Genomic DNA, 13,416 nt, shown 5'->3' with positions numbered 1-13,416 from the left:
CCGATCACGGTGCCTGGTAGTAGGTGGGATTGATGCTCGCACGATAGGCACTGGTCAGGTACAGCGACTGGATCGACTTCTCAAAGATCTTGAAGGGTAGCTGGATCCAGAAGTCGGCGAAGCCCTGGCGGTGGAAGAGCCGACTGCCCGCGCTCATCACGAACACGTTCTTGACCAGTCCGGTGGTGGCGGCCGTGGTGACCGAGGCGGCGGCGTTGATCCCGCCCTCCCAGACCGCGTCCCCGCCGTGCAGCTTCACGGTCTGCCCGTCGGCGTCGGTCACGCCCCACACGGCCGCGTTCATACTGCCGTTGACCCAGCCGGACAGCGCGCTGCTGAGAACGCCGAACGAGAAGTCGTAGGCACCGCCCCGCCAGCGGGTCGGCGTCTCGTTGCCCGCCCACTCGTTGGCCCAGGTCTTGTCGTGGTTGAGGGGGCGCCGGGTCCAGGGCTTGCCGCCGTCGATGTTGGCGAGACCGGTCTTGAGGTCGCCGAGCTTGCTGAACCCGAGGGCCCGGTTCTCGTGCACCGCGGTGCTCAGACCAGTCTTGATGGTCGCGCCGACCGCCGCGTTGGCGAACGACTTGAGCGCGTCCTTGCCCGTGAACGGCTTGTTCTGGACGGCGGCCACGATCCCGTTGACGGCGAGGTTCGCACCGAACTCCAGGACGAACTCCTGGCCGAACTCCAGCGCCGCCTTCTTGGCCACGCTCCGCCAGTACGGCTCGTAACGCGCCTCGCGCAGCGCCGCGTCGCCGCCCGCCGGCACCTGGGTGCCGGACCAGGGCATGCGCTGGGCCTCACGGGTCGTCCGTCCCCAGCCACGGATCTCGGTGAGCGCACCCCGGAAGTCGTACTCGTTGCCGGTCAGCCGCCAGCGATTGAAGGTGTCCCGCTCGAACACCAGGCCGTTGTCGGTGCGCTGGGCGACCAGATCACCGTTCCGGTCGTAACGGTTCCACTGGCCGCGCCAGGCGTCGGTCTCCAGGAACCCGCCGTTCTCCGCCTTGCGCTCCCGGACCACGCCGCCGTGGTCGAACTCCTTCCAGACCGAACCGGCCGGGGTGTTCTGGGTGACGGTGGTGCTGTACGTCCGCACCCGCAGCGGACCGCCGTTGTGCAGCGGGGTCTCGCGCAGCACGGTGTGCGGGCCGTTCGCGCCGGCGCGCAGTTCGTCGCGGAAGTGCCGGGCACCGCCCGTCCAGTTGTCCTGCCAGGTCCGGGTGGAGGCGTCCCACCAGCGGCGGACCTGCTGTCCCGCGCCCTGGTCGATGGGCGTGCCGTTGCGTTCGTGGACGCTCACCCGCCAGTCCCCGTTGCCGGTGCGCCAGGCGTCGACGTAGCGGCCGGAGTCGAGCATCCGGCGCTCGCGGATCAGGTCGCCGCCCGCGTCGTAGTCCCGGTAGGAGTCGTCCCAGGGCAGCCGGGAGTCGTGCGAGCCGCGGAAGAACTCCCGTCGGCCGCTGCCGACTTCGGCGTTCTGGGCGTTCAGTTCACGCCAGGTCCAGCGGCCGGAGTCGGCGCGGCCGGAGCCCTGGATCACGGAGCCGGCGGTGCCGTCGGGGTTGGCGTGGCTCTGCCCGACGAGGTTGCCGTGCGGGTCCCGGTCCACCCAGGCGCGATCACCGGTGAACTCCCGGACGACCCCGTCCGGGCGGCCCTCACGGGCCACCCGCGGGGCGTCGTCGGCGCCCCGGTAGGTGTCCCGCCAGAGCACACCGTCCGGATCGTCGCGCACCTGGACGCGGTAGCCGCGACGGCCGCCGGACTCCGACCAGGCGTGGGCGGTGGCACCGGGCGGCGGCCGGTGGGCCGGAGCCTGGGCGTGGTCGCCGACCTTCAGGGTGGTGCCGTCGTGCAGCTTGCCGCTGAAGCGCGCGAACGTCCCGTCGGCCGCCAGGTCGAGGGCGCTGCCGTCCATGCCGACGTACCGCACCCCGGCGGTCACGTTGCCGTCGCCCGCCTCCTTGCTCCAGGTGAACAGCTGGTAGGTGTTGTCGCCCCGGACATGGGCGTACGGCGGCCGGGTGTGCTCGGCGCCGGCCAGCCAGCGGGTGCGCACCCAGGTCGGCGGGCGCTGCTCGCGCCAGCGGTCGGTGGTCAGGAAGCCGTCGCCGAACGCCTCGTGCCTGCCGACCTCCTTGCCGTGCGGGGAGTGCCGCTCCCAGGTGCCGCGCAGGGTGCCGTCCGTGGTCATCGCGTGCTCCTGGTACTGGCCGGCCCGCTCGGGCCACTCGGCCCTGCCCCACTGCTGCTGGGCGATCCGGCCGTCCGCGGTGCGGTCGGTCCAGCCGCCGCCGAGGTGCTCACGGGTCCGCGGGCCGGAGGCGATCTCCCTGCCCGCGCCGTCGTAACGGTGCCAGGTCCAGCCGCCGTCGCCGTGGTCGACACCCAGGGTGTGCCCGGCCCGCCCGTCGAACTTCTGCAGCCCGTCCCGGTACTCGCGCACCGTACGGCCCCAGCCGTCGGTGTCGCGCCAGCCGGTGCCCGCCGTGTCGTAGCGCCGGCTGCCGGTACCGGCCGGGGTGCCGGTCTCGTCCCAACGCACCCAGTGGGTACGGGGGTTGGTACGGGCGAAGGAGATCGTGTCGGTACGGCGGAAGGCGTCCACCACGTCGCCGGCGGCACCGGGCAGCACCCGCCGTTCGAAGACCGGCACCCGGGTCCTGGTCGAGCCGAGCAGCCGGATGTGGCCGCTCGCCGCGCCGGAGAGGTCGGCGGTGCCGTGATGGAAGGAGCCCGCCGCGATCGGGGCCCCGCTCCGGGTGGTCCGCTCCCAGGTGCCGTCGGTGTGGTCGACGACGTACCGGAAGTCCGTGCGCCGCCCGTTGTCGAGCACGTTGAAGCCCTGCCGGACCGGAGTCCCGTCAGCGGCCAGATGCAGGAACTCGCCGTGCCGCGGGCTGGTCCGGTCGTCGAACGCGATCCGGGTCGTGCCGTCGGGCCGCCGGACGGCGTCCCAGTGCGCGAGCCTGCCGCCCGCCCCGTCCTCCAGCCAGGCCCCGGGGTGGGCGGCGGTCGGCGGCTCCACGACGAGGAGACGCCCACCGTGACCCGCGGGCAGCGGCGTGCCGTCGGCGGTGACGGCGCCCTGACCGTCGTACCGCGTGAACGACGTGTCGGCCAGGGTCGTCTGGTGGCCGCCGCCGGGCAGCGGGACGGTCTCCTGGACGAACCGGCCGGTGGCCTGGTCGAAGACCTGGTGACCGCCGCCGGGACGGGCGATCTCGATCCGGCCGGCCGGATCGAGGGTGACGGCCCGCGCCGGGTCCGGGGCGAAGGCGTCGTCCAGCCAGCGCGGGGCCGCGCCGAGCGGCCGGTCCAGACGTCCGGCCGGCAGGCCGTCTCGTCCCGTCAGCCGCAGCCCGTCGCCCGCGAAGTCGCCATTGGCGCCGAAGGTGCGGTGCCCGGTGTCGTGGACGGTACGGAAACCGCCGTCGTTCGGGAGCGCGGTGACGGTGTCGGGCAACTGGTTGCCGTCGGCATCGGTGAGACGGTGGCCACCGGCTCCGTCGGGCTCCGCGAACCGGTCGCCGCGCGGCCCGCCGGCCGGGTCGGCCAACGCGGTCGAGGTGCTCACCGGGCGGCCCTGGGCGTCGTACAGCACGGACTCGCCGGTGATGTCGTCGATCGTGCGCGGCCGGTTGCCGCCGACCGCGACCACCCGCTGGGGCAGCGGCTGCCCCAGCGTGTCGGTGAGACGGTGACCGCCCGCACCGTCCGGTACGGCGATCCGCCCGCCGCGCGCGTTCGCCGCGGGGTCGAACAGCGCGAGGCCGGTGTCCTGGTAGCGGCCGTCGGCCGTGAACCTGCTGGTCGCGCCGCTCGTCTCGTCGGTCACCCGGAAGCCGGTGGAGCCGGGCAGCGCGGTGACCGTCCCGGTCTGCCGGGCGCCGGACGTGTCGGTCAGGGTGAGGCGGCCCGTGCCGTCGTCGGCCAGGAACCGCTGCCCGCGCGTGCCCTGCGGGTCGGTCAGCGAGACACCGGTCTCCTGGAGGCGGCCCTGGCCGTCGTGGCGTACGGACACCCCGGTCGTCCCGTCGGTGACCCTGACGCCGTTCCCGTCACCCAGGTCCTGCACCCGCAGGTCCAGACGGTCGCCCGCGAGATCGGTGACATGGACGTCGGTGCCGTCGGTGACCCACACCCGGTCGGTCCCGGCGGGGACGCCGTCCCGGCCGGTGAGCTGGATGCCCTCGTCGAGGCGGAGACCCAGGGCGTCCACGCGATGGGTGACGCCGGTGTCGAGACGGGTGATCCGCGCCGCGTCGCCGGGCAGCGGGAAGGCGGTCAGCCGGTCCGCGCCGGGGCCGCCCACCGTCAGGGCCTGGCGCACACCGTGGGCGTTGATGTCCGTGTGCAGACGCAGCCCCGTCGGCCGGCCGTCGGCCCCGTGCAGCGGCATGTCGTAGGCGATCCGGTCGCCGTTCGCGGTGTAGGTGTCGACGGTGTCCGACGGAGTGTGCCGGACGTCGAAACCGCCGTCCTGCCGGACGACGACCGTGCGCGTGGGATCCGGGTGCAAGTGCTGGTCGACCACCCGTAGCGTCACCGCGTTGTCCTGGCCCACGGTCCGCTCGATGGTCAGGCCGTTCGGCCCGCTCACGCCCGAGTTGTTCAGAGTGACGTGGTTGACCGCGGGCGGGGCGGTGTCGGGCAGCGTGTCGAGCTTGCCCGCGCCGAGCGTGGCACCGCGGCGGGTGGCCCCCAGCTGGATCTCGTGGATCCGGGCCTCGATCTCGGTCGGATGGACACCGAGGTCCTGCAGGTTCGTGTAGGCGGTGCGGAACCGGTCCTGAGCGGAGATCAGTTCGTGGTTGAGCTGCACGTCGAACTCGCTGACACCCTGTGATGTGCTGGCTCCGCCCGGCCCGCCGCGCAGATCCTCGACCCGGTTCAGTTCGATCCGGGCGGACGACAGCTCGACCCAGGCCTCGCGGAACGGCCGGCCATCGCCGCCCAGGAGCTCGTCGAACCGCGCCGAATCCTCCGCCCACGGCGTCTCCCCGGGCTGCCGGGACGGCGTTGCCGGACCCTTGCCGCGGTTCGGCCGGGCGGGTGCGGCGGGGGTGGTGTCGCCGTCCAGGTGGGCCGGCGCCGCGGGGGTGGTGTCGCCGTCGAGCCTGGCGGGTGCCGCCGGGGTCGTGCCGCCGTCCAGGCGGGCCGGTGCGGTGAGGGTGGTGTCACCGGTGTTCCGGAGCGGCGGGATGCCGTCGAGCAGGCTCAGGGCGTCGTTCTGCCGCTGGGCCTGCGCGGACCTGTCCATGCCGTCGAGCATCGTCTGGAGCCTGGTCCGCATGTGCGGGGTCGTGCCGCCGGCGGCGAGGGCGGTACGGGTGCGGCCGGCCAGCCCGTCCGCGCCGTCGCCGAGCCGCCGGAAGTCGTCGAGCAGCCGGTAGGCGTTCGCCTCGGCCCGCACCTGGTTCAGCAGCTGTTCCACTCCGGCCCGGCGGACCGAGTCCGGGCGGTCCCGCAGGAAGCGTCCGGCGGCGTCGGCCAGGTCGTCGAGGGCCTGGGCCCGTCGCGCCAACTGGTCGGCGGGGACATGGTGGAAGGCTTCCAGGGCACGGTCGACGTACCGGATCTGTGAGCGGGCGCGGATGCCGTTCTCCCGGTACGTGTTACGGCGGAAGGCGGCCCGGTCGAGGAGGTCGGGCGTGGCCGGGTGAGCGGTACCGGGCGCCGTCGTTCCGGTGGTGTCGCCGGTCCGCCGGGGCGGCCTGAGCATGTCGTCCAGGACGGCGTCACCGAGCGGCCGCCCGGACCGGCCGTCCCCGAGCCGGGTGTCGTCCCTCGGGGGCATCGAGGCGAAGTCGCCGTTGTCGCCACGGTGGGGCACGGCCGAGTGGCTGTCGTCGAGGTGCGTTGCGGCCGTGTCGGATTCGGTGGGGCGGGGCGGGGTGGCGTCGGTCTCGGTGGGGCGGGGCGGGGTGATGTCGGTGTCCGCGAGGTGCGGTGTGCGCGTCTCGGTGTCGGCGAGGTGCGGTGTGCGCGTCTCGGTGTCGGCGAGGTGCGGTGCCGGGGACTTGGTGTGGAGGTCGTGGGGCGCCGGGGACTTGGTGTGGAGGTCGTTCGGCGCCGGGGACGTGGTGTCCGTGTCGGTGTGGTGCGGTGCCGGTGGGTCGGTGTCCGGGCTGTGGGACGGGAGGCCGTCGCCGGTGAGCGCGGGGGCCTTGGTGTCGGGTCCCAACTGGGTGTGAGGGAGCTGGGGTTGGGCCTGGGCCGGTGTCGGGTGGACGTCGGTCGCGCCCGACACGGACGGCGCCGCCGTCCTGGTGTCGGCGCCCGGCGGCAGGAACAGCCGGCGGCCCTCGTCCGTGAAGTGGAGGCCGGCGGAGTCACCGTGGACAAGTCCCGCCCTGGACAGGTGCTTGAACGCCTTGTCGAAGGCGGTCCTGCCCAGGTCGACGGCGGCCGTGGTCTGCGTGCCGACCTTGGAGTCCGGCAGGGACCGGAAGCCGTCCGAGTTGGCGAGTGCCCGGACCATCTTCTTCATCTGGTCGGTGATGCCCGCGACACCCTTGAGCGCGTCCTCGGCCGACTGCGGAAGTTCGCTCAGGTTGGGGCCGTTCGCCCCGGCGGCCGACGAGGAGGTCCCGGCGCCCTGGTTCTTGCCCGGCCTGGGCTGCGTCTTCGCGCCCTCGGGCTTGGCCTGTGGCTTCAGGGCGTCGAGGCGGGTGTTGATGTCCTTGAGGAGCTGCTCGCGCTGGTCGAGCAGGGTCTTCGCCATGTCCTTGCGTTCGCCGACGGCGGCCGCGTGGAACTCCTGGGTCAGCTTGACCGACTGCTCGGCGTGCGGCTGCGCCTTGTTGAGGTTGTAGCGCAGCGCCTTGGTGTTGCCGCTCTTGACGGCGTTGTCCGCCTGCCGCACCCGGTCGGACGCGTCGTCGAAGGCCTTGCCGGCGGCCCGTGCGGCCGGGTCGACCGTGCCGTCGGCGAGATAGCGACCGTCGCCGTCCGCGTCATGGACCGCGAGCGGCGACGGCCACTCGCTGGTGGCATGGCTCCCGAACGGGTTGATGGGCAGCCCCGAGCCGAACTTCGCCTCGGGCCGGTACAGCTTGGAGATGACCGAGCCCAGTTCCTCCGGACTCGCGGTGTCGGCGAGCAGCTTGAAGACGTCGTCCTTGAAGGCGCCGCCGATGAGATGGACCTCGCGCACCACCGACAGGGCGAGCGCCTCCTGCACATGCCCGCCGTGGAAGACCTCCTGTTCGAAGGAGACCTGCCGAGTGCTGTGGTCGGGGTACTCGTACGTCCAGCGGCCCCGCTTGCCCATCTCGTCGAAGCCGTCGTCGTACTTCGCGCTGCGCACGACGTCGTCGCCGACCTTCAGCTGGTTCATGGTGTCGCGGTCCAGCGGATGCAGCTGGTCGTGGAGCGAGACCCAGCCGCCCTTCTCCTCCAGGACCTTGGCGTCGAAGACGAGCGTGGTCGGCCCGTACCGGGTCGCCATCGGCTTGTCGCCGACCTCCATACGGAAGAACACGAAGTCGTCGTTGCCCAGGTTGGAGGTGTTCTTCGCCGAACTCTTGCCGGACGCGAGGAACTTGACGCCCCGGCGGGTCAGGTCGCCCTGGGAGGACATCACACCGCTGTTGGCGATGGCGTGGTAGGCGGGAGTGGCGTGCTTGATCCGGTACGGCAGGTCCTGGAGCTTGTCCCGCAGCTGCTGGAACTTCAGGCGGTCCGCCTCCGGCAGGTCCTTCAGCAGGCCGTCGACGTCGGCACGCAGGTCCGCGATGTTCTTCTCGGACAGCTTGCGCACGAAGTCGTGCTGCTGGGACCTGGACAGCTTGTCGAAGCCGTCGAAGTCCTCGAACACCTGCTGCCACTGGGCCTCGGTCCCGGGCAGTACCGCCTTCCACTGCTCTCCGCTGTGCACCTCGCCGAACGCCTGGTTCTCGCGGTAGCGCCGCAGGAGGTCCGGGATGCCGCGCCGGACCTGTTCCACCGAGGCGTCGGTGCCGAGGAAGCCCTTGAGTACGAGGTTGTCGCCCGGCTTCACCGTCCGGACGGCGTCGTCGACCAGCTGGGCGAGATGGTGGGCCACGGCGGCGACGGGCGTGTGCTGGTTGCGCAGCGTGTAGGTGCCCCCGAAGCGGGCGGCGTCCGTGACATGGCCCTGGAGGGCCGCGTCCAGGTCCTTGGCGGCGTTGTCGAGCCCCTTGGCCAGGCCCTTGAGCTCACTGGGGGGAGTCGTACCGGCCTTCACCAGGCTCTCGAGCTCGTTGGCGAGCCGCTGGACGGTGACCGACTGGGACTGGATCTCCTCGCCGGTCCGGATGAACTGGTCCGAGCGGACGGGGCCCTCGCCCGCGCCGCGGGACCTGACGTCCAGATCCCGTGCGTGGTTCTGCAGTGCCCGGGCCCGGTCGATGTCGCCGGCTCCCGCGAACTGGTCGACGAGCTGGTTCAGTTCACGCTGCGAGAGCAGGCGGTTGTCGAGTTCGTGCTGGAGCGCCTCGTCGAGTTCGCGGGTGGCGTCCTTGAACTTCGTGTCCGCCTCGGTCAGGTCCGCGTCGGCCTTCGCGATCTTGTCGGCGTCCTTGCCCGGCTGTGTCTGCGCGATCTCTGCCTGCTGCAGGTCCTTGTGGGCCTTGGTCTGGTCGGCCAGGATGTCGTTCAGCCGCCTGGGCGGTGTCACGGAGGCCGCGCCCGTCTCGCCGTGGGCTGTGGGGGCGGCGACCGCGGGCGGGGGAGTCGCGTCGTTCGCCGTGGTGACCGTGCCGCCGAGCAGCCGGGGCCGTTCCTGCAGGCTGAGCCGGCGCAGGGCGCCGAGGTCGGCCTCCATCCGCACCGGGTCGACGCCGAGTTCGGTCAGGCGGTGGTGGGTGGCGTCGTACCGCTGCTGGGCGATGTCGACGTTCTCGCGGGCGCGGATCTCGTCGGGCGTGGGGCCGCGGGAGCTGCCCGCGTGCCCGTGGTCCGGCAGCAGATCCTCGGCCCGGCCCAGGTCGTACCGTGCCTGCACATGGTCTCGCCAGGCCTCGCGGCGGGCCCCGCGGAGCGGGTCGTCGAGGTGGCCGAAGAGCGCGTCGACCCGTTCGCCGTCCCGGAACCACGCCTGCTCGATCTCGGCCGGGGTGAGCCGGGCTCCCCGACCCGGCAACTCCTGGCCGCCACCGGCGCGCGGGGTGTCCGGCCGCGGTGCGGGCGTCGTGTCCGTGGGGGAGCCGGTGTGGACCGGGCTCGGCAGTTCCTTGCCCCATGACGTGGGTGTCGGCAGGGAGCTGAGCAACTCGTTGTTGTGGAGGACGTGGCCGCGCAGGTCGGCGGCGAGGTCGTTGAAGCCGGTGCCGCTCCACTCCTTGGTGAAGGTGCGCTCGCCGCCGGAGATTGTGACGGAGACGGCGTTGTCGTCCACCTTGTGGGTGACGGTGACGGTCATCTCGTCGGCGAAGCCGGGCCGGCCCACCGTGAACGTCTTCACGTTCGGGCCGTCACCGCCCTCCCGTACGATCGCGTCGCCGAGCCCCTCCCAGCGACGCATCGCGTCCTGTCCGAAGGCGCGCCCGAAGTCCTCGAAGGCCTCGCCCGACTGCAGCCCGGACCACTTCTCGTTGATGAGGTTCTCGAGCCGGCCCTCCGGGATCTGCTCGGCGCGCACCGGGACGACCGTGATGCCGTCCTCCACCCGGGCCGGCCCGGTCCGCACCAGCCGGGTCGGTGAGAGGGTGATCTCCCACTGATCCTGGTTGAGCGCGAGGGCGTCGTCGGCGGCCTTGTTGTATCCCGGCGGGTAGGCCATGGCGAGTCTGCCGTGGTCGGCCGGTACGTCGATCTCGAAGACGACGCGGTTGCTGTTGACGCCGTTCCTCGCCCACTCCGCCTGGAATGCGCGGTTGTTGGAGGTCGAGGCGGGCAGCCGCTCCACGAACACGTCGGCCTGGGCGGCCCGTGGGTCCATGGACACGCCCCGCCAGACGGTCATGCGCTGGTTGGGGCCCTCGAACATCAGGTCACCGGCGACCTTGTTGAACTGCTTGACCCTGCCGACCAGCCCGGGATTGGCTTCCAGGGCGCTGGGGTTGACGAAGCCGCCGTACCCCTTCTTCGAGGTGAAGGCGCCGCCGATGACACCCTGCATGAACAGCTTGGTCTCGTTGTCGGTGGCGGCCTTGGCCATGTGGCCGCGGGCCGCGTGGGCGGCGGCGTCCCAGCTGTCCGCGGACGTGCCGGTCAGCTCGGCCGGGCGCGGGGGCAGCGTGACGTCCGGGGTGGACGACCGCAGCAGTTCGCCGGTGGACCGGCTGTAGACGTGGCTCCCGGAGGTGGAGGCGACGACGATCTCGTGCTCGCCGCTCAGCTTCGCCGGCCAGGTGCCGGTGGCGTCGGTCAGGGAGTCCACGGACTTGCCCGCGACCTTGACGCTCACCCCGCTGAACGGACCGTCGCCGAACCGCACGGTCTCCTCGGCGAGCCGGATGCCGCCCAGCCGCTTGAAGGTCCAGCTGTGCACCACGGTCCCGCCGACGGCGTCCAGCTGCCGTACGACGAAGCCCATGCCCTGCTTCTCCACGGTGTACAGGCCCGACTCGACCGCGCCGCCGTGGAGTTCGGGCGTGCCGCCGCGCGGTGCCTTGACCGCGAGCTGGTGGTTGCCCGGGACCTTGACGACGTTGGGGTCCTTGAGGAGGGCGTCGAAGGCGCCGGAGGTGTCGGCGGTGTGGGCGGCCGGCGCGGGAGAGGAGTGCCCCGGCAGCGGGGTGTGGGTCCCGGGCGGGGTGGGGGCGGCGTGGGCCGGCAGGTCCTCGGGGACGTGCGCGGAGGTGCCGTTGGCCGAGCCGGCCAGGCCCTTGTCGGCGTCCGTGTGCGTGGGCGTGCCGGCGAAGGCGGGACTGTCGGTGGTGCGGGCGCTGCGGCCGGTGTCGACGAGGTCGAGGGCGGCGCTGTTGCTGTGCGTGCCCGGGTGCCCGGAGCCGCCGGGGGAGACGGGCGCCGGGTCGTGCGGGGCGCCGTTGCCGGTGAACCGGTCGGGGGATCCGGCGTTCGCCGGGTTCGTCGTGAGCCGGTCCGGGGTCGTGACGGACGCTGGGCTCGTGGTGAGACGTTCCGGGCCGACCGGGGGCGGCGTGGGCGCATTGGCCGGCAGCTGCTGCGGTGTGCCGGGGTGCGGGGTGCCGGGGCTCTGGACCAGTTCGTCGAGGTGCAGCCGGGTCTGGTTGGCCGACAGGGCGCTGGTGGTGCGGTCGGCCAGGGCGTTGCCGGTGCCGGGGGCCACGGGGGCGTGGGGCGTGCTGTGGCGGGTGCCTGCGAGCAGGTCGAAGGCCGAGTTCCCGGCGTCGACGCCGCCCTGCCCGCCGTGGCCGATGCCGGTCGGGGACGGGTGGGTCACCGTGGTGGGGCCGGTGAGCAGGCTGTTCGGCGCGGTCACGTCGTGCGGGGCCCCGTGGGTCGGGGTCGAGTCGAGCGCGGTGTGCGCCACGTTCGTGCCGGGGGTGCCGGTCAGGGTGGTGTGGACGGTCCCGAGGCCGGGCGTGCCGGGCGCGTGGACGGCGCCGACGCCCGGGTTGCCGGTGAGCGCGGAGTGCAGCGTGACCGCGGCCGGGTTGCCGGTGGAGAGGTCACCGACCGTGCCGGCGACCGGCGGCGGGGTGGCGTGGGTGCCGGTGAGGACGGTCGTCCCCGGCACATGCGTGCCGTTGTGCGCCCCGCCCGGCAGCAGCACGTCCGCGGTGGACGTCAGGTTCGTCGGCGTCGGGTGCAGCCCGGTGAGCGTGGTGTGGGCACCGCCGGAGACGCCGGTGACCGGCGTGTTGGTGAGGCCGTGCGTGGCGCCGGGGACACCGGCCGACGCGGGCAGGTGGAGGCCGGAGGCGGTGGTGACGGTCGGCGTGGCGCCCACGCTCACCCCGACGTCCGAACGCCCGCCCAGCGCGCCGAAGTTCTCCACGTGGACGTTGCCGAGCTGCACATGGGGCATGTCGACCAGCGCGTCCACCGTGCGCGCCGCGTGCACGCCGAAGTTGCCGCGGTGGGCGATGGCGCCCACGTCACCCAGGTTCAGGGACGGCGGACGCAGGGTCGAGGTGACGTCCAGATGCGTGCTGGGCAGGTTGAGGTCGAGGTTGCGGATGCCGTTCTGCCCGGCGCCCGGCCCGAACCGCACCTCGTTCAGCTGGATGCGCGGCATGTCGACCAGGGCGTCGACGGTGCGCGGGTCGACCGGAACCGAGCTGATCGTCCGGCCGACGGCACCCGTGATCGGGGCGCCGAAGACGTGCTGCCCGAGCACACCGCGGTCGAAGAGGCTGATCCGCAGGGCGCGCGCGAAGCCGTACTCGCCGATCTCGGCCGCGTCCACCGGCAGGAAGATCCGCAGCCACTTGGTGCCGCCGAACTCCTGGCCCACCCAGGTCTTGGTCGCCTGCCAGCCCCGGGAGAACGTCTCGGGCAGCCCGCGCACGAACCCGGGGATCCCCTTGATGCCCTGCACGATCGTCAGGCCGGCCGAGTTGACGCCGCGGCCGATGATGCCGGGCAGGTTGTGGATGCCGTCCAGCACCCACAGGCCGCCCTTGTAGACCCAGGTGCTGCCCAGCTTGACCAGGTCCTTCAGGCCGAGCAGCAGGGTGGTGGGGCGGAAGCCGTTGGTGAACAGGTTGCGCAGGGCCTGGAACGTGCCCCGGGCGATGTTGGCGAAGCCCTTGGCGAAGGCCGTCGTGGTGACGCCCTTGATGATCTGGAAGATCGGCAGCGCCTTGGTGGTGGGCGCCAGGATGCCGAGCCCGGCGAGGAAGAGGTCCAGGAAGCTGGCGTCACCGTTGGCGAAGTCGACGATCGTCTTGATGAACAGGGTCAGGTTGACGCCGAGGGCGAGCAGAGCGATCGGGCCGCCGAAGATCAGCGCGGGCACGATCAGGATGATCGCCAGCCACTGGAACGCCTCCCAGAACAGCTGGCACTTGGAGATCGGCAGCTGGATGTTGGAGACACCCGAGATGCTGCCCGCCGCCGTGGCGGCGCCCTCCCCGTGCTCGGTGCCCGCCTGCCGGGCCGTCGAGGCGTAGGTCTCCCGGTTCGAGTCGTCCTCGGAGAGCCCGCGCCCCGAGTTGAGCGCGCCGTCGGCCCGTGACTGGAGGTCGACGAGCTTGTCCGCCCAGGTGTTCAGCGCGGTCGCCGCGGTCTCGAAGGACTGCGCCACGTCCTCGACGTGCCCGCGCAGCCGGCCGTTGACCTTGTCGCGCAGGGCGTTGGCCGCCTCGCCGACGAAGACGCTGTCCCCGGCGGTGTTCATGACCGCGTCGATGGCCGTGCTGATGCGCCGGGCCTCGGAGCCCAGGTGGTTCAGCTCGGTGGACAGGGTCCGGATCTGGTCGGGGTCGCCCGGCGTGGGATCGCTGTCGAGCCCGATCGCGTTCCAGTCGGTCGGGCGTGGCATACGGGTTCCTCCCGGAAGCTGCGGGGCTCGGG

1 protein-coding gene is annotated in these 13,416 nt (G+C 72.6%); it reads right to left on the bottom strand.

Features of this window, described 5'->3' with window-relative positions:
- Window positions 1-4 precede the first annotated feature (4 nt).
- The gene (locus ABZ642_RS06620) at window positions 5-13,384 is read right to left on the bottom strand and encodes a hypothetical protein (protein WP_360478154.1); all 13,380 of its coding nucleotides are present in this window, start codon (window positions 13,382-13,384) and stop codon (window positions 5-7) included.
- Window positions 13,385-13,416 lie beyond the last annotated feature (32 nt).

It is taken from the genome of Streptomyces sp. NPDC007157, assembly GCF_040634235.1.
In the GTDB taxonomy this organism is placed as follows: domain Bacteria; phylum Actinomycetota; class Actinomycetes; order Streptomycetales; family Streptomycetaceae; genus Streptomyces.
Note: the sequence above shows the minus strand (reverse complement) of the source record. Positions and strands in the feature narration are given on the sequence as shown.